The organism is Micromonospora sp. DT47, from assembly GCF_049844475.1.
In the GTDB taxonomy this organism is placed as follows: domain Bacteria; phylum Actinomycetota; class Actinomycetes; order Mycobacteriales; family Micromonosporaceae; genus Micromonospora.
In genome coordinates, this window is sequence record NZ_JBNCLC010000009.1 from 146,199 (window position 1) to 168,553 (window position 22,355).

At 72.5% G+C, this 22,355-nt stretch carries 21 protein-coding genes and 1 riboswitch; of the genes, 8 read left to right on the forward strand and 13 right to left on the reverse strand.

The annotated features are described in order from the left end of the window. Nucleotides 1-56: 56 nt before the first annotated feature. The gene (locus ACLQ2U_RS16500; protein WP_425751528.1) at nt 57-650 is read right to left on the reverse strand and encodes a TOPRIM nucleotidyl transferase/hydrolase domain-containing protein; all 594 of its coding nucleotides are present in this window, start codon (nt 648-650) and stop codon (nt 57-59) included. Nucleotides 651-984: 334 nt separating this feature from the next. On the opposite strand from ACLQ2U_RS16500, the gene ACLQ2U_RS16505 reads away from it, so the two are divergent. Further along, complete coding sequence (locus ACLQ2U_RS16505) at nt 985-1,362, forward strand: SCP2 sterol-binding domain-containing protein (protein WP_425751529.1); 378 nt, start codon at nt 985-987, stop codon at nt 1,360-1,362. Beyond that, nucleotides 1,359-3,395: a glycogen debranching N-terminal domain-containing protein gene (locus ACLQ2U_RS16510; RefSeq protein ID WP_425751530.1), complete on the forward strand. Its 2,037-nt coding sequence runs from the start codon at nt 1,359-1,361 to the stop codon at nt 3,393-3,395. Before ACLQ2U_RS16505 ends, ACLQ2U_RS16510 begins: the two co-directional genes overlap by 4 nt. Before the next feature lie 106 nt (nt 3,396-3,501). Here the strand turns inward: ACLQ2U_RS16510 and ACLQ2U_RS16515 are convergent, their stop codons facing one another. From ACLQ2U_RS16515 to ACLQ2U_RS16530, 4 genes are all read right to left on the reverse strand, one after another. Continuing rightward, the gene (locus ACLQ2U_RS16515) at nt 3,502-4,248 is read right to left on the reverse strand and encodes an amino acid ABC transporter ATP-binding protein (RefSeq protein WP_425751531.1); all 747 of its coding nucleotides are present in this window, start codon (nt 4,246-4,248) and stop codon (nt 3,502-3,504) included. Next, nucleotides 4,245-5,048 (reverse strand): amino acid ABC transporter permease, encoded by an 804-nt coding sequence (locus ACLQ2U_RS16520; RefSeq protein WP_425751532.1) that lies wholly within the window; start codon nt 5,046-5,048, stop codon nt 4,245-4,247. The genes ACLQ2U_RS16515 and ACLQ2U_RS16520 overlap by 4 nt, the downstream gene beginning before the upstream one ends. Before the next feature lie 43 nt (nt 5,049-5,091). Beyond that, nucleotides 5,092-5,946: an ABC transporter substrate-binding protein gene (locus ACLQ2U_RS16525; RefSeq protein ID WP_425751533.1), complete on the reverse strand. Its 855-nt coding sequence runs from the start codon at nt 5,944-5,946 to the stop codon at nt 5,092-5,094. Between the two features lie 101 nt (nt 5,947-6,047). Further along, a complete protein-coding gene (locus ACLQ2U_RS16530; RefSeq protein ID WP_425751534.1) occupies nt 6,048-6,200 on the reverse strand; it encodes a hypothetical protein in 153 nt (50 codons plus the stop codon). Nucleotides 6,201-6,232: 32 nt separating this feature from the next. Further along, nucleotides 6,233-6,344, reverse strand: a riboswitch (SAM riboswitch). Between the two features lie 149 nt (nt 6,345-6,493). Between ACLQ2U_RS16530 and ACLQ2U_RS16535 the strand changes: the two genes are divergently transcribed. From ACLQ2U_RS16535 to ACLQ2U_RS16550, 4 genes are all read left to right on the forward strand, one after another. Beyond that, nucleotides 6,494-6,727 carry a hypothetical protein gene (locus ACLQ2U_RS16535; RefSeq protein ID WP_425751535.1) on the forward strand — a complete coding sequence of 78 codons (234 nt, stop codon included), beginning with the start codon at nt 6,494-6,496 and terminating at the stop codon, nt 6,725-6,727. Nucleotides 6,728-6,809: 82 nt separating this feature from the next. After that, entirely contained in the window at nt 6,810-7,346 is a 537-nt protein-coding gene (locus ACLQ2U_RS16540; RefSeq protein WP_425751536.1) for an RNA 2'-phosphotransferase, read from the forward strand. Nucleotides 7,347-7,681: 335 nt separating this feature from the next. Further along, complete coding sequence (locus ACLQ2U_RS16545; RefSeq protein ID WP_425751537.1) at nt 7,682-8,179, forward strand: HAD domain-containing protein; 498 nt, start codon at nt 7,682-7,684, stop codon at nt 8,177-8,179. 221 nt (nt 8,180-8,400) lie between these two features. Next, complete coding sequence (locus ACLQ2U_RS16550) at nt 8,401-9,666, forward strand: ROK family transcriptional regulator (protein ID WP_425751538.1); 1,266 nt, start codon at nt 8,401-8,403, stop codon at nt 9,664-9,666. A 199-nt stretch (nt 9,667-9,865) separates the two neighbouring features. Here ACLQ2U_RS16550 and ACLQ2U_RS16555 read toward each other — a convergent pair whose 3' ends face one another. The 8 genes from ACLQ2U_RS16555 to ACLQ2U_RS16590 form a co-directional block, all read right to left on the reverse strand. Beyond that, the gene (locus ACLQ2U_RS16555; protein ID WP_425751539.1) at nt 9,866-11,278 is read right to left on the reverse strand and encodes a GH1 family beta-glucosidase; all 1,413 of its coding nucleotides are present in this window, start codon (nt 11,276-11,278) and stop codon (nt 9,866-9,868) included. 53 nt (nt 11,279-11,331) lie between these two features. Further along, complete coding sequence (locus ACLQ2U_RS16560; RefSeq protein ID WP_425751540.1) at nt 11,332-12,339, reverse strand: ABC transporter ATP-binding protein; 1,008 nt, start codon at nt 12,337-12,339, stop codon at nt 11,332-11,334. Beyond that, complete coding sequence (locus tag ACLQ2U_RS16565; protein ID WP_425751541.1) at nt 12,336-13,370, reverse strand: ABC transporter permease; 1,035 nt, start codon at nt 13,368-13,370, stop codon at nt 12,336-12,338. Before ACLQ2U_RS16565 ends, ACLQ2U_RS16560 begins: the two co-directional genes overlap by 4 nt. 3 nt (nt 13,371-13,373) lie before the next feature. Continuing rightward, nucleotides 13,374-14,351 carry an ABC transporter permease gene (locus ACLQ2U_RS16570; protein ID WP_425751542.1) on the reverse strand — a complete coding sequence of 326 codons (978 nt, stop codon included), beginning with the start codon at nt 14,349-14,351 and terminating at the stop codon, nt 13,374-13,376. Next, nucleotides 14,348-15,514 (reverse strand): ABC transporter ATP-binding protein, encoded by a 1,167-nt coding sequence (locus tag ACLQ2U_RS16575; RefSeq protein ID WP_425751543.1) that lies wholly within the window; start codon nt 15,512-15,514, stop codon nt 14,348-14,350. Before ACLQ2U_RS16575 ends, ACLQ2U_RS16570 begins: the two co-directional genes overlap by 4 nt. A 112-nt stretch (nt 15,515-15,626) precedes the next feature. Continuing rightward, nucleotides 15,627-17,303, reverse strand: a complete 1,677-nt coding sequence (locus ACLQ2U_RS16580) for an ABC transporter substrate-binding protein (RefSeq protein WP_425751544.1) — start codon at nt 17,301-17,303, stop codon at nt 15,627-15,629. A gap of 123 nt (nt 17,304-17,426) precedes the next feature. Continuing rightward, nucleotides 17,427-18,428 (reverse strand): LacI family DNA-binding transcriptional regulator, encoded by a 1,002-nt coding sequence (locus ACLQ2U_RS16585; RefSeq protein ID WP_425751545.1) that lies wholly within the window; start codon nt 18,426-18,428, stop codon nt 17,427-17,429. A 286-nt stretch (nt 18,429-18,714) separates the two neighbouring features. Beyond that, nucleotides 18,715-20,277: a Na+/H+ antiporter gene (locus ACLQ2U_RS16590; RefSeq protein ID WP_425751546.1), complete on the reverse strand. Its 1,563-nt coding sequence runs from the start codon at nt 20,275-20,277 to the stop codon at nt 18,715-18,717. A gap of 271 nt (nt 20,278-20,548) precedes the next feature. Between ACLQ2U_RS16590 and ACLQ2U_RS16595 the strand changes: the two genes are divergently transcribed. Continuing rightward, the gene (locus ACLQ2U_RS16595; protein ID WP_425751547.1) at nt 20,549-21,505 is read left to right on the forward strand and encodes an aldo/keto reductase; all 957 of its coding nucleotides are present in this window, start codon (nt 20,549-20,551) and stop codon (nt 21,503-21,505) included. Between the two features lie 135 nt (nt 21,506-21,640). Then, nucleotides 21,641-22,288, forward strand: a complete 648-nt coding sequence (locus ACLQ2U_RS16600; RefSeq protein WP_425751548.1) for a CG0192-related protein — start codon at nt 21,641-21,643, stop codon at nt 22,286-22,288. Nucleotides 22,289-22,355: the final 67 nt, after the last annotated feature.

Sequence of the window (22,355 nt, forward strand, 5' to 3'; positions counted from 1 at the left end):
CGGCCGCCGACGACCTGCGGGGCGGGAGCGACCGGGCGACGGGTCGACCGGGAGGGTCAGAGCCCGCCGAGGAGCCGGTCCAGCGGTTCGGGCACCCGGTCGGGGTCGAGCGCGTCGACGAGCAGCCCGGCGTAGCGGTGCTTGCGGCCGGACCGGGTGCCGATGAAGCGGTGCAACTGGTCGGGCAGGCCGCGTCCCCGCTGTGCGGGCTGCCGCTGGAACAGGCGGAACGACGCCAGCTCACCCTGGGATTCGGCGACCCGCTCCACCCGGTCGGTGCCGAGGCAGCGGATCAGCTCGTCCTCCAGGTCGGCGACGCAGACGTGGAAGCCGCGCGCCGCCATCTCGCCGCGGGACAGGGTGCCGCCGAGGCCGGCGTCGCCGAGGGCGCGGCGGAACCAGCCCTCCTCGGCGGCGTCGCAGAGCCCCGAGATCCGGACGTCCAGGCCGCCCGGGCCGAACCGCCGCAGGAAATGGCCGACGTTCGTGGCCCCACCCATCGGCACCACGCGGACGCCCTCCGCCTCCAGTGACCGGTCGCGGCGACGCGCCAGGGTCTCGACGGCGTGCCGGTCGCTGGTCCCCTCGACGAGCACGATCGTGTGTGCCCCGGCGTCGGTGGCGAGGTCCTGGTTCATCTGCGGGTGCACCGGCGTCTCCTCCTGTCACGACGTCGGTCCGACCGTTGCAGACCCGGGTGGCGGCGGCAAGCGGATTCCGCGAGGGGCGCCCGCCTCCGTCGTCGGGGCCACTGACGTCGTACGAGGCCATCCCGCGCCGGGCCGGCGCCGGCGTTCCCCGGATCTCCGATTCCGCCCGGCGGCGGCCGGCCGTGTCTAGGCTGAAAGTCGCATCGGTACGGCTGCGTGACGCTCGACCGCCCGGCTCCCCGCAAGGGCTCATCCCGCGTGGGCGCCAACGCCAGCATGATCGGCGCCGCGTCCGGTGTCGCGAGCCGCCGGCCAACTCTGCGGGAGTGATGCGATGGCGGATACGGTCCGGAGGTTCTTCGACGACCTCGCTCGCCATGGTCATGAACGAGTGCTGCCGAAGACGACCGGCACGATCCGCTTCGACCTCACGCACGAGCGGGGCACCGACCACTGGTTCGTCTCGATCGTCGACGGCGCCGTCCGGGTCACCCGGGAGGAGCGTGACGCGGACACCGTCATTGGCGCCGAGGAGGCGTTCTTCCACCGGATGGCCCTAGGCGACGCCAGACCGTTGGCGGCGTGGTTGCGCAACGACATCACCGCCGAGGGCCACTTCCGCTTCGTCGTCCTGCTGGAACGGCTGTTCCCCGCGTCGCCCGGCGCGCGCCATCCGCGATCGCTCGTCCGCAACCGGCGGGGGCGGCGGTGAGGCCGGATCTCGTCAGGATCCTCGACGGGAACATGTTCGTGTTGAGCGACGGCAGCGGCGACGTGGAGGCGTCGCCGACGAACCCGTGCGGGTTCTTCGACTTCGACACCCGGTTCCTGTCGCTGTGGCTGCTGACCGTGAACGGGGAGCGCTTGAGCCCCCTCGCCATCGACGACGCGCACTACTTCGAGGTGCGGTTCTTCCTGGTGCCGGGCACGCCGACGCACTACGTGGACGCCAAGGCATCGGTCATCCGGGAACGGTCGATCACCGCCGGCACGTTCGAGGAGCGGCTGACGATCATCAACCACGACGCGGACCCGGTCGACTACACGGTGCGGGTCGACGCGGACAGCGACTTCGCCCCGGTGACGGCGGTCGAGCAGCGGCGGGAGCCGGTGGGCCGGATGGACCGCCGGGTCGAGCGGCGCTGCCTGCGCCTCGGATACCAGCGGGAGAAGTTCCGGCGGGAGACCGTGATCTCGGTGGCCGACCCGGCCGAGGTCGACGAGCACGGGCTGACCTTCCGGTTCCGTCTCGACCAGCGGGAGTCCTGGACGACGGTGATCCGGATCGAGACGGCGGTGCTGCGCCCCGACGGGCAGGATGTCCGCAAGCGGCTGCACCGCCGCCATCGGCGGTCCAGGTCGGAGCTGCGGCACGATCTCGACCGCTGGCTGGCCAAGGCCCCGCGCCTGAGCTGCAACTGGGAGACGATGACCGCCACCTACCGGCGCAGCCTGGTCGACCTGGCCGGTCTGCGCTACTCCCCGCTGACCCTGCCGGACGAGGCGATGCCGGCCGCCGGACTGCCGTGGGGCGCCACGATCACCGGTCGCGACAGCATCCTCACCAGCCTGCAGGTGCTGCCCGTCGCGCCGGAACTCGCGGTGGCGACGCTGCGCATGCTGGGGATCGACCAGGGTGCGGTGCTGGACGACTTCCGGGACGAGGAGCCGGGCAAGATCCTGCGGGAGTTCCGCTACGGCGAGCCGGCCGCGTTCGAGGAGAAACCGGTGTCCCCGTACTACGGCAGCGCGGACGTCACCCCCCTCTACGTCATCCTGCTCGACGAGTACGAGCGGTGGACCGGGGACGTCGCCCTCACCCGGGAGCTCGAGGACGAGGCGCGCGCCGCGCTGCGCTGGATCGACGAGTACGGCGACATCATGGGCGACGGGTACGTCTGGTACCAGCGCCGCAACGAGCTGACCGGCCTGGAGAACCAGTGCTGGAAGGAGTCCGCCGACGGGGTCTCCTACCGCGACGGCCGGCTCCCCGGCCTGCCCCGCGCCACCTGCGAACTGCAGGGGTACGCCTACGACGCCAAGCGGCGCGGCGCCCGGCTGGCCCGGGAGTGCTGGGGCGATCCGGCCTACGCCGACCGGTTGGAGCGGGAGGCGGCCGACCTGAAGCGGCGGTTCAACGAGGACTTCTGGATCGAGGACGGTGGTTACTACGCGCTCGCCCTCGACCCCGACGGCGGCCAGGTGGACGCCCTGTCGTCCAACATCGGCCACCTGCTCTGGAGCGGCATCGTCGACGAGTCCCGGGCGGCCGCGGTCGTCGGACATCTGCTCGGCCCCCGGCTGTTCACCGGATGGGGCGTGCGCACCCTGGCAGCGGGGGAGGGCCGGTACAACCCGCTGGGCTACCACGTCGGCACGGTCTGGCCCTTCGACAACGCGCTCATCGCCTGGGGCCTGTGCCGGTACGGCTTCCGCCGCGAGGCCGGCGCCATCGCCGAGGGCATCATCGACGCCGCCCGGTACTTCGACGGGCGGCTGCCGGAGGCGTTCGCCGGGTTCGACCGCGAGCAGACCGGCTACCCCGTGTCGTACCCGACGGCCAACAGCCCGCAGGCGATGGCCACCGGGGCGCCGATCCTGCTGCTGCGTACCCTGCTGGGCCTGGAGCCGTACGGGAATCACCTGGTGGTGGAGCCGGCGCTGCCGGCCAGGTTCGGCCGGATCGAGCTGCTCGACATCCCCGGCAGGTGGGGCCGGATCGACGCCATCGCCACCAGCCGTTGACTGGCGCCGGCTGGTGGGCCGGCGCGGCGACGGCCGCCCCTACGCGGCGACCGCCTGACGACGCCGGATCCGCTCCGCACGGTCCCGGTCGCGGCCGCCGGGACGGTCAGAGCACCTGGGAGAGGAAGCGGCGCAGCCGCGGGTGCTCCGGCGCCTCGAAGATCGCGGCCGGTTCGCCGGCTTCCAGGACCACGCCGTCGTCCATGAAGGCGACGGTGTCGGCGACCTCGCGGGCGAAGCCCATCTCGTGGGTGACCACCACCATCGTCATGCCGGCGGCCGAGAGGTCGGCCATCACCGCCAGGACGCCCTTGACCAGCTCGGGGTCGAGCGCGGAGGTGGCCTCGTCGAAGAGCATCACCTGCGGTTGCAGGGCCAGCGCGCGGGCGATCGCGACCCGCTGCTGCTGCCCGCCGGAGAGGTGCGCCGGGCGGGAGTCGGCCTTGGCGGCCAGCCCGACCAGCTCCAGCTGGGCCCGGGCCAGCTGGGCGGCCTCGTCCTCGGGCAGCTTCCTGATCTTCCTCAGCGCCAGGGTGATGTTGCGCAGCACGCTCATGTGCGGGAAGAGGTTGAACTGCTGGAACACCATGCCGACCCGCTGGCGCAGCGCGTCCGGGTCGTCGCGCAGCACGCTGCGCCCGTCGAGCAGCACGTCGCCGCGGTCCGGTTCGATGAGCCGGTTGATGGTGCGCAGCAGGGTGGACTTGCCGGAGCCGGACGGGCCGATCACGCAGGCGGTGCCGCCGCGGGCGACCTCCAGGTCGGCGCCGCGCAGCACCCTGTTGGCGCCGAAGGCCAGGTGCACGTCCCGGACGCTCAGGCTGACCGAGGTGGTGGTGGCGGTGGCGGTCATCGCGGGTCCTTCCGGGTCGGCGCGGTGGTCTCCGGGGGCAGGGCGGTCTCGCCGGCCAGGGCCAGCCCGCCGTCGTCGGAGGGGTTGACGGCGACCGCGCGGCCCTGGCGCAACCTCCGGTCGATCCAGTTCACCGCGTGGGTCAGCGGCACGGTGAGCGCCAGGTAGAACAGGCCGGCCAGCAGCAGGGCGGACTCGTTGCCGGTGGTGGCCGCGTAGTCCTGGCCGATCCGGAACAGTTCCCGCTGGCTGGCCACCAGGCCGAGGAAGTAGACCAGGCTGGAGTCCTTGATCAGGGCGATCAGCTGGTTGACCCAGGCCGGCAGCACCCGGCGTACGCCCTGCGGGACGATCACCAGGCGCATCGCCTCGCCCCAGGAGAAGCCGAGCGCCCGGGCGCCCTCCAGCTGGGCGGCCTCCACGCTCTGGATGCCGGACCGGAAGATCTCACCGATGTACGCGGCGGCGATCAGCGACAGCGCCAGGATGCCCAACGGGTACGGGTTGGGCCCCCAGACCTCCATGCCGAGCGGCGCCAGGCCGACGCCGATGAGCAGGATGGTCGCCGCGGCCGGCAGGCCGCGGAAGATGTCGGTGTAGACCCGGGCCGGCCAGCGCAGCCACCGGGTACGGGAGATGCCGGCGATGGCCAGCAGCATCCCGAACAGCGAGCCGAGCAGGGCGGCGGTGACCGCCAGGATCATCGTGTTGGGCAACCCGACGGTCAGCATCTCGGGCAGTGCCTCGCGCATCGAGTCCCAGTCGAAGAAGGTCTCCCACAGGGTGCTCCACGTGTCCATCAGTCGTTCACCGTCCGCCCCGCTCGCTCGTCATCCGTACCGGTCAGGAAGAGGCCGACGCCGACGGCGCCGCCACCGTGCCGCTGCCGGGCGTGAAGTCGGCCGGGATCGGGCGGCCCGGGTAGTACTGGGCCTGCAGCCGGCTCCAGGTGCCGTCGGCGATGACCTGGTCGAGGCCCTTGTTCAGCGCCTCGCGCAGCTTGTCGTTGCCCTTGGCCACGGCGTACGCGGTCGGGGCGGGGCTGAGCTGCTTGGCCGCCACCTTGATCTTGCCGCCGCTGTCGGCGGCGGACTTGTCGCCGATCTCGGCCGGGGCGATCCACGCGTCGGCGGTGCCGGCCTTGAGCTGGTTGAGCGCGCCGTTGTAGTCGGGCACCCGGACCGGGTTCAGGTTCTTGCCGGTGGCGTAGTCGTCCTGGACAGTGCCCTGCACGACGACCACCCGCTTGCCGGCGAGCTGATCGAAGCTGGTGATCGAGGAGCCGGCCGGCACGTCGAGTCCGAAGTAGCCGAAGTCGTAGCCGTTGCCGAAGTCGACGGTCTTCTTCCGCGCCTCGGTGATGGTGATCGAGGAGCTGCCCACGTCGAACTTGTGGTTGTTGACCTGGGAGAGCAGCGCGGAGAAGTCGGTACCGACGAACTCCACCTTCAGGCCGATCTTGCCGGCCGCGGCGGTGAGCAGGTCGTTGTCGAAGCCGGTGAACGTGCCGTCCTTGAGATACACGTTCGGCGGCGCGTCGGTGAGCGTGCCGGCCCGCAGCACGCCCGGCTGCAGCAGCTCGTACGGGTTGTCGGCGGCGCTGGTGGAGTCGTCGCCGCAGGCGGTCAGCGTGGTGGCCGCGAGGACGGCGGCGGCGCCGAGCGCGGCAACCTTGGACAGGGCAGGAATGATTCGCACGGGTTTCTCCGGGGTGATCGGTCGGCGGGCGCGAGGGCACGCCGCGAGACGGTGCGCCCGGTGGGCACACACCGCTGGAGTGGTTCGAGGAAGGGTGTCGTCTAGTGCGCGGCGGGGCGGCGACAGGCGTCGCTGCATACCCGCATCAGGTCGACGTGGCGCCGCTTGACCAGCGCGACGCCGGTCATTCGCCGGTACGACGGGGCCGCGCAGGCGGCGCCGGGAACGGGCGGTGCGCAAAAGTGAGCAGACATGGTTCTCCTGGGTCAGTGCTGACCTGGGAACCAGGCCACGCTTGCACCGGTGCTGCACCGGTGCCTGGTCTTCACCCGGAGCACCCCACCGTGGAGGAGGGTTGCCGGCCAGCGAGCCGGGGCTTGATGCTGGCGCTCATGACCTGCCGCAAAGGCTAGCAGCACCGCCCGGCCGATCGTCCAGCCGTTATGACGGCCCTCACGTCCGCTCCTTACCGAGCCGCCCTCGCGGCCGCAGCCGGCCGTTCGGCCCGGTCGCGTCGTACCCATCGAGCGATCCCACGGTTGCCTCGATGATCAAGAATGCCGGTCATGACCGCCCCCCTCGATGGCCGCCCCGCTCGCGCGCCGGTCGGGCCGCCGCTGGTTCCTCCTCGCCGCCCTTGCCCGAGCCGTTCGCCGCCGCGCTCGCCGACGCCGACCGCGGCCTGGCCCGGAGTGAGCTCTCCGTGCCCGTCGAGGACCTGGAGAAGCTGATCGGCCGGCGCCCGACCTCGCTCGCCGCGGCGGTCCGCGCGCCGCTCTGACCGGGTACGCCCCGCCTCGGGCCGCCCCGGGCGGGGCGATAACCCGTCGAGCGCGACCGCTTCGATGCGCCAGAATGGCGGCGTGGAACAACGGGCGCTGGTACGGCTGAGCAAGCGGATGTCCCTGGCGCTGCGCCACGAGCCCGGACGCTTCGGCCTGACCCCGGACCACGGGGGCTGGGTCACCGTGGCCGACCTGCTGACCGCCCTGCGGGTCGGGCGGCCGGCACTCGACCAGGTGGTCGCCGGCAACGACAAGCAGCGCTTCGCCGTCGAGCGGGGCGCCGACGGGGTCGAGCGGATCCGGGCCAGCCAGGGCCATTCCTACCCGGTCGACCTGGGACTGACCCCGACGCCGCCCCCGCCACGGCTCTACCACGGCACCGGCGCCGCCGCGCTCGACTCCATCCGGGCCACCGGCCTGCACCGGGGCGGGCGGCACCACGTACACCTCTCACCCGACGTGGAGACGGCCCGGCGGGTCGGCGCCCGCCGGGGCGGCGCGGTGGTGGTGCTCACCGTGGACGCGGCGGCGATGGCCGACGGCGGGCATGTCTTCTACCGCAGCGCCAACGGCGTCTGGCTCACCGAAGCGGTGCCGTCCGCCTACCTGAACTGAGCACGCGATGTCCTGGGTGGTACCGACGCTGGTCTGCTGAGCACCAGCGTGCTCGGCTCGCTCACCGCGTGCGGCGGTTCGGGTCCCGGCGCGCCGGCCGTCCGCGCGGGCGCTGGCCCGCGTCGGGCGGAACGGGTGCTACGCCAGCCGGATGTCGTCCCCGTCGTGCAGATGGCCGAGAACGCCTTGATGCTGCCCTCGGTCGGCTGGGTCACCACGACTCCCTGGGCGGCGAAGAGGGCGATCCGCCACGCGGAACCGGCGCGCGCCGGGCCGGTCCGGTCCACGCCGGACGGGGTACGCGGTCACCGCCCGTTGCCGCTATCGTGGCGGCGGTGCCCAGCGCCGCGGATCGTCCCCTGCTCTTCCTCGACGTCGACGGGCCGCTCATCCCGTTCGGCGCCCCGTCGCCGGCCCGTCCGGGCGGGCGCGAACCGGCGCCGGCGCTGCGCGGGAACCCGCTGCTGGCCCGGCTCGATCCGACGCACGGTTCCCGGTTGTGGGCGTTGCCCTGCGACCTGGTCTGGGCGACTACGTGGATGGCGGACGCGAACGTGGTGATCGGTCCGCTGCTGGGCCTGCCCGAGCTGCCGGTGGTGGACTGGCCGGACGCGGACCGGGAGGACGGTGGCCCGCACTGGAAGACGCGGGGTCTGTGCGACTGGGCGGCGGGCCGGCCGTTCGTCTGGGTCGACGACGAGATCACCGAGGCGGACCGCGCCTGGGTGTCCGCTCATCATCCCGGGCGGGCCCTGCTCCATCGCGTCGACCCGCAGCGCGGCCTGACCGAGGGGGACTTCACCGTCATCGGCCGGTGGCTGGCGCGCCGGTGACCGCGCCGGCCGGCCTCGCGCCGGGCCGCCACCGGCCGGATGCCGGCCGTCCCGGTCCGGGCCGGTCGCAACGGCCCGTCCCGGCTCCGGCCGGTCGGGGTTAAAGGCGCCGCTGCCGACCTACTTCGGCCTGTGCTTGGTTCATGGCATTAATCGTGGCGTTGATGCATCCTGGGAGTGGCCGCCGGTCGGTGGCGCCCAGGGAGAGGACCACGGCGGACATGGACGCCAGACGCACCACCGTGCGCGACATGCGCCGGGCCAACCGCTCGGTGCTGCTCACCCGGATCTGGTTGGACGGCCCGCTCAGCCGCTACGAGCTGGGGCAGAGCACCGCGTTGAGCCTGGCCAGCGTCAGCAACCTGGTCGGCGAGATGATCGACGAGGGCGTCGTCGAGGAGGCCGGCTTGGTCGAGTCGGACGGCGGTCGCCCCCGGGTGCTGTTGCGCGTCGCCCCCGGCTACGGCTACCTGGTCGGCGCGGACGTCGGCGAGACCCGGGTGCAGGTCGAACTCTTCGACCTGGCGATGACCGCGCTGGCCAAGGCGGAGTACCCGATCGCCGCGGCCGAGCCCGACCCGGACGACGTGGTGGCCAGCCTGCTGCACGGGCTGCACGCGGTCGTCGACCAGGCCGGTGTCGACCCCGCCGCGGTGCTCGGCTTCGGCGTAGCGGTGTCCGGGACGGTGGAACGCACCGCCGACGGGGTCGTGTACGCCCAGACGCTCGGCTGGGACGGCGTCCCGCTGGGCGCCATGCTGCGGGCCGGCACCGACATCCCGGTGCACCTCGACAACGGCGCGAAGACCCTCGGTCAGGCCGAGATGTGGTTCGGCGCCGGCCGGGGCGCGCGGCACGCCGTCATCGCCCTGGTCGGCTCCGGGGTCGGCGCCTGTGTGGTCGCCGACGGCGTCGGCTACCGGGGCGCGCACAGCAGCGCCGGCGAGTGGGGCCACACCACCATCGTGTACGGCGGGCGCCGCTGCCGCTGCGGCAACCTCGGCTGCCTGGAGGCGTACGTCGGCGCGGAGGGGGTGCTGGACCGGTTCCGGCAGGCCAACCGGGGGCGCCCGGCGGCCGGCGGCGACGAGGAGAGCGCCTTCGGCGAACTGCTGCGCTCCTCCACCCGGACGGCCGGGAAGGTGCTCGACGAGACGGTCGGCTACCTGGGCGCGGGGGTGGCGACGCTGGTCAACCTCTTCAACCCGGAGCGGGTGGTGCTCGGCGGTTGGGCCGGCCTGGCGCTGGGCGGGCGGTACCTGCCGCAGATCCGCGAGGCCACCGCGCGGCACGCGCTGCGGCAGCCGTACGCGCAGACCTCGATCGAGCTGTGCCAGCTCGGACCGGACGCGGTCGCGATGGGCGCGGCCACCCTGCCGATGGCCCGGCTGCTGCGCGACGGGGGCGTGCCGCGCGGCGGCGCCCCCCGGGTGGCCGCGACACCGCTGCCGCGTCCGGCGCGCCGCCCGCGGTCGCAGGCCCGCTGAGCCGCCGCATCCTGCGCGCCGCCCGCGGTACCGGGCCCGCTGAGCCGCCGCGCCTCGCATCCGGCCAGCCGGGGTACCCGCCCGACGGCGGCCCCGGCCGGCGAGCGGAGCGTCGCCGGCCGGGAGGAGATGGGGCGGCAGGGGAGAGGGCATGCGGCGGCGGCCGCCCGGGGTGTCCGGACGGCCGCCGCGCGCGGGGTCAGCGGTTGCCGCGTACCCGCCGGACGGTGTCGCTGTACCACAGGGCGCTGCGCTTCGGGATGCGCCGCTGGGTGTCGTAGTCGACCCGCACGATGCCGAACCGCTTGTCGTAGCCGTACGCCCACTCGAAGTTGTCCAGCAGCGACCAGGCGAAGTAGCCGCGCACGTCGGTTCCCGCCTGCCGGGCCCGGGCCACCGCGCGCAGGTGCTCGGTCAGGTACGCCACCCGGTCGTCGTCGGCGACGAAGCCCTCGGCGTTCGGCCGGTCGTCGAACGCCGCGCCGTTCTCGGTGATCACCAGCGGCACGCCCGGATAGTCGTGGCTGAGCCGGACCAGCAGGTCGGTGAAGGAATCCGGGACGATCTCCCAGTCCATCGCGGTGCGGGGCAGGTCCCGGCGGACCACCCGGCGCACCGGGCGGCCGTCGGCGTCCTCCGGCCGCCCGTCGGCGTCCACTCCGGAGAAGAGCTGACCGAAGTAGTAGTTGACGCCGAGCACGTCGAACGGGGTGGAGATGACGGCCAGGTCGTCGTCCTCGACCGGGATGCGTATGCCCTCGCGGGCCAGGTCGGCCACCACGTCCTCCGGATACCGGCCGTGCACCAGGGGATCGAGGTAGAGGCGGTTGCCCAGCCCGTCGGCGGCGCGGGCCGCCTCCCGGTCCGCCGGGCTGTCGGTGGCCGGGTCGGCGGTCGCCAGGTTGACGGTGATGCCGAGTTCCACCGGCCGGGTGGCCGCCGCCCGCAGCCGTCGGACCGCCAGCCCGTGGCCGAGCAGCAGGTGGTGCGCGGCGGCGATGCCGTCGCCCAGGTTCCGCCGGCCGGGGGCGTGCGCCCCGTAGGCGTAGCCGAGCATGGCCGAGCACCACGGCTCGTTCAGCGTGGTCCAGGTCCGCACCCGGTCACCGAGAGCGTCGAAGACCAGCTCGGCGTAGTCGGCGAACCGGTACGCGGTGTCCCGGACGGGCCAGCCGCCGGCGTCCTCGAGTTCCTGGGGAAGGTCCCAGTGGTAGAGGGTCACCCAGGGGTCGATGCCCCGGCCGAGGAGTTCGTCGACGAGCCGGTCGTAGAAGGCGAGGCCGGCGGCGTTGGCCGGGCCGCGGCCGCCGGGCTGCACCCGGGGCCAGGCGACGGAGAAGCGATAGGTGTCCAGGCCCAGGTCGGCGATGAGGCCGACATCCTCGGGCATCCGGTGGTAGTGGTCGCAGGCCACGTCACCGGTGTCCCCGCCCGCGACCGCGCCGGGGACCCGGCAGAAGGTGTCCCAGATGGACGGTGTCCTGCCGTCCTCGGCGACCGCTCCCTCGATCTGGTACGACGAGGTCGCCACCCCCCATCGGAACGTCGGCGGCAGGGTGTCGATCGGGTCGGCCTGACCGGCCGTCGCCGGGATGGTGAGGTCGGTGTCCATGGTTCTCCTCGCGATCGCGGGTGGTCGGTCAGAAGCGGAGGGGGCGGGCCGGCTCACCGGGGGACCGGCTCGGCGACGGGATGCAGCCAGCAGGCGACGGCCCGCCCCGGTCCGTCGTCGGCGGGTGGGCCGAGCGGCGGGAGCCGGGTGTCGCAGGGGTCGAACGCCCGGGGGCAGCGGGGGTGGAACGCGCACCCGGTGGGCATGGCCCGCAGGTCCGGCGGGGAGCCGGGGATGCCGGTCAGCTCCCGCCGCGGGCCCCGCAGGGCGGGGAAGGAGTGCAGCAGCCCGTCGGTGTACGGATGCAGGGCGTGCCGGTACAGCTGGGCGGTGGGCGCCTGCTCGACGATCCGGCCGCCGTACATGATGGCGATCCGGTCGGAGAACTCGACCAGCAACGACAGGTCGTGGGTGATGAACAGCACCGCGAAGCCGAGCCGCTGGCGCAGCTCGGCGAGCTGGCCGAGGATCTGCCGCTGCATCACCACGTCCAGCGCGGTGGTCGGCTCGTCCATGATGACCACCTGCGGCTCCAGCGCCAGCGCCACGGCAATCATCACCCGCTGCCGCATCCCGCCGGAGAGCTGGTGCGGATAGCTGTCCAGCCGGTCGGCTGAGATGCCGACCAGCCGCAGCAGCTCCCGAGCCCGGTCGAGCCGGGCGGCGGCGGTGGTACGCGGCTCGTGCGCCTTGATCACGTCGAGCAGCTGGGTGGAGACCTTGTGCACCGGGTTGAGCGAGTTCATCGCGCCCTGGAAGACGATGGAGGTCTCGGCCCAGCGGAACGCCCGCAGCCGGGCGGGGGAGAGCGACAGCACGTCGATCGGTTCGCCGCCGACCGGGTGGTAGATCACCTCGCCGCCGCTGACCACGCCGGGCGGGGGGAGCAGCCGGGTCAGTCCGTACGCCAGGGTGGACTTGCCGCTGCCGCTCTCCCCGGCCAGCCCCAGCACCTCGCCCCGGTGCAGGGTCAGGTCGACGTCGCGGACGGCGTGCACCGCGGCGTCGCCGAGCCCGTAGTCGACGCGGAGCCCGCGGATCTCCAGCACCGGATCGCTCATGGCGCGACCTCCTCTCTGGGGGCCGGCACCGGACGGGCCGGCGCCAGCACGGGGGTGAAGCCGACCCGCATCCGTACGGTGCGGCCGTCGGCGGTGCGGATCCGGGTCTTGCCGGCGCTGCGCAGCCGGGGGCTGACGAACTCGTCGATGCCGAAGTTGATCAGGGCGAGGGCGGTGCCGAGCAGCGCGATGGCCAGCCCGGCCGGGACGAACCACCACCAGGCGCCCTGGGCCAGGGCCTGCTGGCCCTGGGCCCAGAACAGGATGGTGCCCCAGTTCCAGGACGAGGTCGACGAGATGCCGATGAAGGCCAGGGTGATCTCCGACATGACCGCGAAGATGACGGTGCCGACGAAGCCGGACGCGATGATCGCGGTGAGGTTGGGCAGGACCTCGAACAGGATGATCCGCCAGGTCCGCTCGCCGGTGGCCCGCGCCGCCTCCACGTAGTCGCGGCGCCGCAGCGACAACGTCTGCGCGCGCAGCACCCGCGCGCCCCACGCCCACGAGGTGAACCCGATGATGAGCGCGACCAGCGTGTCGCTGGCCTGCTCGACGATCGACGTCACGATGATGATCAGCGGCAGCGCGGGAATGACCAGGAACACGTTGGACAGGGCCGACAGGCCCTCGTCGGCCGCCCCGCCGATGTAGCCGGCCGTCACGCCGATGAGGATGGACAGGATCGTCGCCAGCACGCCGGCGATCAGGCCCACGACCATCACGCCGCGCGCGCCCACCAGGATCTGGCTGAAGATGTCCTGACCCAGATGGGTCGTGCCGAACCAGTGCGTGGTCGACGGCGGCTGGAGGACGTCGCCGCTGCGCGCGCCCGGGTCGTACGGCGCCACCCACGGCCCGATGACCGCGAAAAGGCAGTAGACGGCCAGGATGACCAGGCCGGTCGCGGCCTTGGCATTGGCCACGAACCGGAACCGGCGCCGCTTCGCCCGGCCCGGCGCGGCCGCTGGCTGGGCCATCGCCCCCTGACCGGGGATGACCTGCTCGATGCTCGACGGTGAGATTGTCATCGCTCAGCTCTTTCGGGTCCGCGGGTCGAGAAGCAGGTACGCGACATCGGCGAGCAGGTTCGCCACCAGCACGGAGATCGTGATGATCAGGAAGATCCCCTGCATCAGCGGGTAGTCCTTGGCGCCCACCGCCTGGAAGAGCTGGTAGCCGAGACCCGGGTAGGAGAAGACGATCTCCACCAGCAGCGTGCCGCCGACGATGAACCCGAGCGACAGGGCGAAGCCCGAGACGTTGGGCAGCAGCGCGTTGCGGGCGGCGTAGCTGAGGGCCACCCGGCGCTCCGACAGCCCCTTCGCGTGGGCGACCGTGATGTAGTCCTCCGACGAGACGGTGACCATCATGTTGCGCATGCTGAGGATCCACCCGCTCATCGAGGAGACCAGGATGGTGGCGGCAGGCAGGATGCTGTGCTGGATCGCGCTCGGGATGAAGTATTGGTCGAACGCCGGCACGAGACCCGGCTCGTAGCCGCCGGAGGACGGGAAGAAGCTTCCCGGGCCGGCGAACAGGGCGATGGCGACGAGGCCCAACCAGAAGTACGGGACCGAGGACAGGAACGTCGTGGCCGGCAGCAGTCCGTCGACCCACGAGCCGCGCCGCCAGCCGGCGCCGACGCCGAGCGCGGTGCCGAGCAGGAAACTGATGATCGTGGTGATGCCGACCAGGCCGACGGTCCACGGCAGGCTGTCGCCGATCACCGTCGACACCGGCGCCGGGAAGAAGGTGAAGGACAGCCCCAGGTCACCGTGGAGGAGTTGCCCCCAGTAGTCGAGGTACTGCTCCCAGACGTTCTCGTTCTCGTCCAGCCCGAACAGCACGCGCAACGACTGGATGGCGTCGGCGCTGATCCGGCCCTGGTTGCGCGAGATGAGGGACTGGACCGGGTCGCCCGGGACCATCCGCGGGATGAAGAAGTTGAGCGTGATCGCCGCCCACGCCGTGAACAGGTAGAAGGCCATGCGCTGCAGCAGGAATCTCATCGTGCCTCCCCCAGCGTGGCGGTGTCTTCCCGCTCGACCAGCGCCGGGGGTGGCGGCACGGCCGGGTCGGCGTCGGGAGCGGCGGAGCCGGGGGCGTCGGCGGCGACGGTGGCCGGATCATAGAGCCAGCACGCCGCCCAATGGCCGGGCCGGTCGCCGATGCTCAGCCGCGGCGGCAGGTCCGCGGTGCAGCGCCGCATGGCGTGCGGGCACCGGGGGTGGAACCGGCAGCCGGCGGGCGGGCTGATCAGGCTCGGCGGCTCGCCGTGGCCGCGGTCTTTCCCGGCGGCCTCGTCGATGCCGGCGCCGTCGCCGGTGATGCGCTCGGGGTCCGGTGCCGACTCGGTGAGCAGCCGGGTGTACGGGTGGGCCGGGTTCTGGGTGATGGTCTCACTGTCGCCGCCCTCGACCATGCGGCCGGCGTACATCACGATCGTCTCGTCGGCGAAGTAGCGGGCCGAGGCGATGTCGTGCGTGATGTAGAGGATGGCGAGGTTGAGCCGCTTCTTGAGGTCCTGCAGCAGGTTGAGCACGCCGAGGCGGATCGAGACGTCGAGCATGGACACCGGCTCGTCGGCGAGGAGCACCTCCGGGTCGGCGCCGAGCGCCCGGGCGATGGCGACCCGCTGCCGCTGGCCGCCGGAGAGCTCGTGCGGGAACACGTCCAGGAAGCGCTCGGGCGGGGTGAGGCTGACCCGGGTGAGCAGATCGGCGAGGGCCTTGTCCAGATCCTCTCCGCTGCGCCCCGCGTTGCCGTGGATCCGTAGCGATCGGGTGAGGTGGTAGCGGACGGTGTGGACCGGGTTCAACGACGCGTACGGGTCCTGGAGGATCAGCTGGACACGTCGCACGTACGACCGGAACGCACGACCGCCGCGCACCCTGGTCGACGTGCCGTGCAGGCGGATGTCGCCGGCGGTGCGGGGGTAGATCTGGGCCAGCAGCCGGGCCACGGTGGACTTGCCGGAGCCGGATTCCCCGACCAGCGCGGTCACCCGGCCGCGACGCAGCGCGAACGATGCGTCGTCGACGGCGTGCACGACTGCCGGCGTCCGGGAGAAGAGGTCACGCAGCCGTCTGCGGACGGGGAAGTGCTTGGTCAGGCCGACGGCCTCCAGCACCACCTCGTCAACCGGCGCCGCCGCGCTCTCGCTCAACGTCATGCCGAGTTCCTGTCTGGGGTTGCCATGTCACCGAGGGGCGACGGGTACCAGTCTGAGTGTGGGTTCCGCCTCCCCGGCCGACCGCGGCCGACCGGGGAGGCGGTGCCGGGGGTCAGCTACCGGCGGGCTTGAGGTGCAGGACCACGTCCAGCGCGTTGGGCTGGGTGGGCTGCATGGCGCCGTACGGGTTCGAGTCGTCGGGCCAGCCGGTCCAGTTCTTCGTGCTGTACGCGCCACCGATGTTGTCCGCGCCGACCGGGATCATCGGCATCTGTTCGACGAAGACCTTCTGCAGCGTGTTCATCGCGGCGGTACGGGCGGCCTCGTCGGTGGCGTTCGCGTAGGCCTTCAGCGCCTCGGTCGCCTGGGGGTTGTTGAAGCGGCCGAAGTTGCCGGCGGGGGAGGCGGTGCCGATCGGCTTCAGCTGCCCGCCGTCCATGATGGTCCGGTAGATGTCGTACGGCGTCGCGCCGCCCTCGGTCCACCGGAAGGTCGCCTCGAAGTTGCCCTGCTCGACGTTTCGGAACCAGGCGTCCTGGTTGGCCTTGTCGATCGTCGCGGCGATGCCGATCTTCGACAGGTTGTCCTTCACGATCTCGAGGCTGGTCTGGTAGTCGGACCACCCGGCCGGGTCGGTCAGCTTGACCGTGACAGCCTTGCCGGTCTTGTCCTTGAGGGTGTTGCCGTCGAGCTTGTAGCCGCCGCCGGTGAGCAGCGCCTTGGCGCCGTCGACGTCGACCTTGTGCTCCTGGCCCTTGAACTCGGGCGCGATGAACGAGTCACCGGCCGGACTGGGCAGACCGGTCACGCTCTTCACCAGCGGGTGGAAGTACCCGGCCTCCGCCGTGGTGAAGATGTCCTGGCGGTCGATGACCATGTTCATCGCGCGGCGCAGTGCCGGGTCGTCGAACGGCTTCTTCGTGGTGTTGAGGTAGAGGCCGTGGATGCCCAGGATCGCCGGCGCCCACACCTTGTGGTGGGCCTGGTCCTTGGCCACGAAGACGGCCTGGTAGTTGGGGATGAAGACGAAGCTCCACTCCGACTCGCCGTTGGCGAGGGCGGTGGTCTGCGCGCTGTTGTCGGTGTACGACGTGAAGCGCAGCTCCTTGACCTTCGGCAGGTCCTGCCAGTAGCCGCTGCCGCGCACCGTCAGGGTCGTGGTGGCCGGGGTGAACGACTTCAGGGTGTACGGGCCGCTGCCGACCGGCTGCTTGACGGGGTCGGTCGTCGGGTCGCTGATCTTCTCCCAGAGGTGCTTGGGCACGATCGGCACCCGCCACAGCACCTTCTGCTGGTTGACGAACTGCGGGCTGGCCATCTTGATCGTGACCTCGTTGCCGCTGGCGGTCGCGTCCGTGTAGGGCACGCCCTGGTCGTTGAGCGCCGGGTACTTCTTGACCAGGTTGTAGGTGAACGCGACGTCCTCGGCCGTGACCTTCTGCCCGTCCGACCAGGTGGCGTTGTCGCGAATGGTGACCTTGACCGAGGTGTAGTCCGGCGACCACTCGGCCTTGGTCGCCAGCCACGGCTTGAACGGGTCGGCCGGCTTGACCGGATTCCACATCATCAAGGGCTCGAAGATCTGCCAGCGGTAGCCCAGCGAGGCCGCGGCGGACGTGGTGAGGAACGGGTTGTTGTTCTCCGCCTGCGGGCCGTTCGGCATGCCGACGTTCAGCACGGTGGCCGCCTGGCCGTTCTTCTTGTTGGCGTTCGGGCTGTCGCCACACGCCGCGAGCGCGGTGGCCATCGCGCCGGCCAGCGCGACGGCGAGGAACTGCCTTCTTCTCATGGAGGTCTCCCTCGGTGCTCCCGCAGGTCCTCGAGCGGGATGTGGTGGATGGAGGGTGTGCGGTGTTACCACCGGTGGGCGCGGTGCCCGCCGGTGTGGGTGGCGGATACAGCGGTGGAGCGGTCAGGTGGTGCTGGTTGAGGCGCGGACGGTGAAGCTGGTCGGGATGACGGTCGGTGAGTCGGGCAGGGGTGCGCCGTCGAAGTGGGAGATGAGGGTGCGGGCGGCCGCCGCGCCCATCTGGCGCAGCGGCTGGCGTACGGAGGTCAGCGGCGGGTGGGTGTGCCCCGCCAGCGGCAGGTCGTCGAAGCCGACGACCGCCACGTCCTGCGGGACCCGACGGCCGGCGTCCCGGAGGGCCTGCAGCGCCCCGGCGGCGGACAGGTCGTTGTGGGCGAAGACGGCGTCGAACGACACGCCGGCGGCGAGCAGTCGCCGTACCGCCTCGCGCCCGCACTCGAAGGTGAAGTCGCCCTCCACCACCCGGGGCGGTTCGATCGGCAGGCCCGCGTCGGCGTAGCCGTCGGCGAAGCCGGCCAGCCGCTCCCGGGTGCAGCCGAAGCGGGCCAGGCCGGTGATCACCAGGGGCCGGCGGCGCCCGAGGGTGAGCAGGTGCGCGGCGGCGGCGCGGGCGCCGGCGGCGTTGGTGGTCCCGACCGAGGGGAAGCCGGGCTGGTGGCTGCGGTCATCGATCAGGATCACCGGCAGGCCCCGCTCGTGCAGGGCGGTGATGTAGTCCAGCGTGCCCTCCGGCTCGACCACCAGCAGGCCGTCGAAGGACTTCGCCGAGACCTGGGAGGCGAACCGCCGCATCGACTCGTCACCCCGGTTGCAGGTGAACAGCAGCAGGCCGTACCCCTCGGTCTCGACCACGTCGACGGCGCCCTGCAACACCTCGCCCATCCAGGGCCAGGTGAGCGAGGGCACCAGCATGCCGACCACCCGGGTCCGGCCCCGGGCCAGTCCGACGGCGCGGGAGCTGGGCACGTAGCCCAGCTCGGCGATGACGGCGCGGACCCGGGCCTCTGTGGCCCGGTCGAGTTCACCCCTGCCGTTGAGCACCCGCGAGACGGTCGTCTTGCTCACGCCCGCCCGGGCGGCGACGTCGGCGATGGTGATCGGCACGTGACGCTCCCGGGTCGCAGGGATGGTGGGCGGGTTCCGGAACCGGTTTCGGAAGCGGTTCGGTCGCAGTCAATCCGAGTGACCACCGTCACGTCAATAACGCCCAGATAACGAAACATGGCTAACTTCAAGCCGTCAAAAAAGCCGCCCCGGCGAGGACGCCCCGCCGGGCCGGTCGCGGTCCGGGCCCACGTGGCGTTGAGCTGCCTCGATGCCGTCCGGCGCGGGTCATCGAGCCGGCCGCGTCAGGTCCAGCGGGCGGCGGCAGTCGGTGGACGAGTCCGCGTCACTCCTCGGATTCCGGCCCGAGCAGCCGGATCTCCTCGATGTCCATCGCCGCCTGCACCTCGCGCAGCACGCTGTCGTCGATCTCGTTGGCGTTACGCAGCCGGGTCACCTCGCGTCGCTTGTGCTCCAGGACGCCGAGCCGCAACCGGCGGTCCAGCTCCCGCGCCCGGTCGGCGTCCTCGCCCTCGCCCGCGGCGGCCGTGTCGTCGAGGTGCCGCTGGTAGTCGCCCCGCAGCCGGTCCACCGCGTCGGGTGCGACGCCGAGCTCCGCGGCGACCTCCGGCAACGCCGCCAGGCCCGCCTCGGTGGCCTTCACCCGGGCCCGCCGGACCTCGTCGCCGCGTTCCCGGTCACCCCGCAGGCCGGCCCAACGGACCACCGCCGGCAGCGTGGTGCCCTGGATCAGGATGGTCGACACGATGACCACCGCGGTGCAGAAGATGATCAGATCGCGTTCCCGCACCGGGGTGCCCGTGGCGGTGGTCACCGGCACGGCGAGCGCGGCGGCCAGGGAGACCGCTCCCCGGAAGCCGGCCCAACCGGCCGCCAGCCGTACCCGCCGGTCCACATGGGGGCCGCGTCGGACCACCGGTAGGCCGTACGAGAAGAGCTGCACCCACACCAACCGGATCGCCATCACCACCCCGGTCACCACCACCGCGATGGTCACCGCCTGGGTCACGGACTTGGTGGTGACGCTCTCGACGGCCCGGGGGATCTGCATGCCGAGCAGGACGAAGAGCGATCCGTTGATCAGGAAGGTGGACAGGTCCCAGAAGGCGTACGCCAGCACCCGGGAGCGGGCCCGGATGATCCGCGGCCCGGCGTACGAGAGGACCAGGCCGGCCACCACCACCGCGAGGACGCCGCTGGCGTGGACCACCTCGGCGAGCAGGAACGCGGTGAACGGGGTGAGGACGCTCAGCGCGCCCTCCCGCAGCGGGTCGTCGAGGCGGCGCCGGATCAGCACCACCACCAGGCCGATCGCCAGCCCGGCGCCGACCCCGCCGGCCGCCGAGCCGGCGAACTGGCCCAGGAACCCGAGCACCCCCGGCGCGGCGCCACCGGCGATCAGGCCGACGGCGACGGAGAAGAGCACCAGCGCCGTGCCGTCGTTGATCAGGCTCTCCGCCCGGAGCGTGGTCAGGATCCGGCGCGGCATCCGCTTGGCCAGGCCGGCGACCGCCGCAGCGTCGGTCGGCGCGAGCACCGCGCCCAGCACCCAGGCCGCGGCCGGGCTCAACCCCAGTTGCTGGGCGACCAGCGACACCCCGACCATCGTCACCCCGACCAGCGCCACCGCCAGGGACGCGATCACCAGCAGGTTGGCCCGGATCTCCCGCAGGCTGATGACCAGGCTCTCCCGGTAGAGCACGGCCGGCAGGAACAGCAGCAGCACGACCTCGGGTGCGAGGACGACGTCCGACAGCGGCGGCAGCAGGGCGAGCAGGCCACCCATCGTGATGAGCAGGACCGGCGGGGCCACGCTGTACCGTCCGCCGATCGTGGTGCCGACCAGCACCGTGGCGCCGAGCACCACGATCAGGACCAGTGCCTCCACGGCGTACTCCCGCCTCCCCGGCCGCGGCGCGTCTCCCCCCGCCGGCCGTGGTGGCCGTCCGGCTCCGATCCGTCCGGTGCCCGTGCGCCACCCGACATGCTGGTACGAAGTCGGACACCGCGCGGCGGAATCCCGGATCTGACCGGGTTCGGTGGACCGTGAGGCGCGCCGGGGCGTGCTCAGTGAGCAGGGCGAGCAGGCGGCTGAGATGCTGGCCCACGCGTTGAGGAACTGACCGATCGCGTCCGCCACGATCCCGGGAGCACGGCACATGACACCGCACACCGACGTCCGTACCCACCGGCTGCTCTACGGCTGCATGGGGCTCGGCGGGAGCTGGGACACCGCACCGTACGGTCCTCGCGACGTCGAGGAGGCCGAGGCGGCGGTGGCGGCCGCGCTGGCCGCCGGGATCACCGCGTTCGACCACGCGGACATCTACCGGCACGGCAAGTCCGAGGCGGTCTTCGGTGAGGTGCTCGCCCGGACGCCCAGCCTGCGGGACCGGATCGTCCTGCAGTCGAAGTGCGGGATCCGCCTCCCCGAGGGTGACCGCCCGGGATACTACGACCTGCGTGGGGCGAGCATCGTCCGCCGGGTCGAGGAGAGCCTCGAGCGGCTGCGTACCGACGTGCTGGACGTGCTGCTGCTGCACCGGCCCGACCCGCTGGCCGACCCCGACGAGATCGCCGAGGCGTTCGGTTCGCTGCGCCGCCAGGGCCTGGTGCGCCAGTTCGGTGTGTCCAACATGAGCGCCCCGCAGATCGCGCAGCTGCGGGCGCGGCTCGACGTCCCGCTGGTCGTCAACCAGCTCGAGATGAGCCTGCACCGCCGGGACTGGGTCGAGGCCGGCGTCCTGGTGAACACCTCGGCCGCCACCGGGAACGGCTTCCCGCTGGGCACTGTGGAGTACTGCGTCACCGAGCGGATCCAGCTCCAGGCCTGGGGGTCGCTCGCGCAGGGCCGCTTCACCGGGCGCGGGAGCACCCCGGCCGAGCAGGAGACCGCGCGGCTCGTGGCCGACCTGGCCGCCCGGAAGCGGACGACGCCGGAAACCATCCTGCTCTGGTGGCTGCAACGCCATCCGGCCGGCGTGGCGCCGGTCATCGGCACCACCCGTCCGGAACGGATCGGTGCCTGCCGGGACGCCGCCGGGCGGGAACCGGAACTCACCCACGAGGAGTGGTACCGCCTCTGGACCACCGCCCGCGGCGCTGCGCTGCCCTGACAGTGAGCAGGTACGACGCCGTTGGTGCGGATCCTCGGGTTCGTCTTCCCCGATGACCTCGACGCGCGAGGTCGTCGGGTGGCGGCTCCGGAGCGGGTGGGCGCGGCGCGCGAAGGGTCCTCTACGATTCCGCGCATGGCACTGCTGCACCGGGCGGAACTCCGACCCACGAAGCTCGAACTGGTGGCGCGGTGGTTGCCCGGCCGCCCCTGGTACCAGGGGCCGGCCGCCGGTGACATCGTGCGCGTGGCGGCCTACCGGTTCGACGACCCGGCCGGTGAGGTCGGGATCGAGACGACGCTCGTCAGCGCCGGCGACGGCCCGGTCCACCAGGTGCCGCTCACGTACCGTGGCGCCCCACTGGAGGGCGGCGACGACTGGCTGGTCGGTACCACCGAGCACTCGGTGCTCGGCCGGCGCTGGGTGTACGACGCGTGCGGAGACCCGGTCTACGCCGCCGCGCTGGCCAGCGCCATCTTCGCGGGCAAGGGCCAGGCGGAGGAGTTCCTCGAGGTCGACGGCCGACTCGTCCGCCGTGAGCCCACCATGACCGTCACCGGCAGCGGCGCCCAGGACGCCGGCGTCCCCGCCGTCGGCGCGCCCCGTCGCGTCCTGGCGGACGACCACACGCGCGTCGTCACGGACTCCGTCGAACTGGCCGTCGTCCGCCGCCTCGACGGCGGCGACGGGCTGGCCGGCGCCACGCCGACCGGCGCCACGCTGACCGGCACCTGGAGCGGCCAGCCGACTCCGCTGCCGCTGGCGTACGCCTGGCCGCGCTGACGGCCGCTCGTCCGACGACTGGCCCGCGCGGTTGCCGGCTACCACCCCCGCCCCGGGCGTAGGCTGG

What these genes read in the sequence shown, in the direction of transcription:
- ACLQ2U_RS16505 (WP_425751529.1), top strand. Translation starts at nt 985, where the DNA reads ATGGCGGATACGGTCCGGAGGTTCTTCGACGACCTCGCTCGCCATGGT.
- ACLQ2U_RS16515 (WP_425751531.1), bottom strand. Translation starts at nt 4,248, where the DNA reads ATGACCGCCACCGCCACCACCACCTCGGTCAGCCTGAGCGTCCGGGAC.
- ACLQ2U_RS16520 (WP_425751532.1), bottom strand. Translation starts at nt 5,048, where the DNA reads ATGGACACGTGGAGCACCCTGTGGGAGACCTTCTTCGACTGGGACTCG.
- ACLQ2U_RS16530 (WP_425751534.1), bottom strand. Translation starts at nt 6,200, where the DNA reads ATGTCTGCTCACTTTTGCGCACCGCCCGTTCCCGGCGCCGCCTGCGCG.
- ACLQ2U_RS16535 (WP_425751535.1), top strand. Translation starts at nt 6,494, where the DNA reads ATGATCAAGAATGCCGGTCATGACCGCCCCCCTCGATGGCCGCCCCGC.
- ACLQ2U_RS16550 (WP_425751538.1), top strand. Translation starts at nt 8,401, where the DNA reads ATGGACGCCAGACGCACCACCGTGCGCGACATGCGCCGGGCCAACCGC.
- ACLQ2U_RS16555 (WP_425751539.1), bottom strand. Translation starts at nt 11,278, where the DNA reads ATGGACACCGACCTCACCATCCCGGCGACGGCCGGTCAGGCCGACCCG.
- ACLQ2U_RS16560 (WP_425751540.1), bottom strand. Translation starts at nt 12,339, where the DNA reads ATGAGCGATCCGGTGCTGGAGATCCGCGGGCTCCGCGTCGACTACGGG.
- ACLQ2U_RS16565 (WP_425751541.1), bottom strand. Translation starts at nt 13,370, where the DNA reads ATGACAATCTCACCGTCGAGCATCGAGCAGGTCATCCCCGGTCAGGGG.
- ACLQ2U_RS16570 (WP_425751542.1), bottom strand. Translation starts at nt 14,351, where the DNA reads ATGAGATTCCTGCTGCAGCGCATGGCCTTCTACCTGTTCACGGCGTGG.
- ACLQ2U_RS16575 (WP_425751543.1), bottom strand. Translation starts at nt 15,514, where the DNA reads ATGACGTTGAGCGAGAGCGCGGCGGCGCCGGTTGACGAGGTGGTGCTG.
- ACLQ2U_RS16580 (WP_425751544.1), bottom strand. Translation starts at nt 17,303, where the DNA reads ATGAGAAGAAGGCAGTTCCTCGCCGTCGCGCTGGCCGGCGCGATGGCC.
- ACLQ2U_RS16595 (WP_425751547.1), top strand. Translation starts at nt 20,549, where the DNA reads ATGACACCGCACACCGACGTCCGTACCCACCGGCTGCTCTACGGCTGC.
- ACLQ2U_RS16600 (WP_425751548.1), top strand. Translation starts at nt 21,641, where the DNA reads ATGGCACTGCTGCACCGGGCGGAACTCCGACCCACGAAGCTCGAACTG.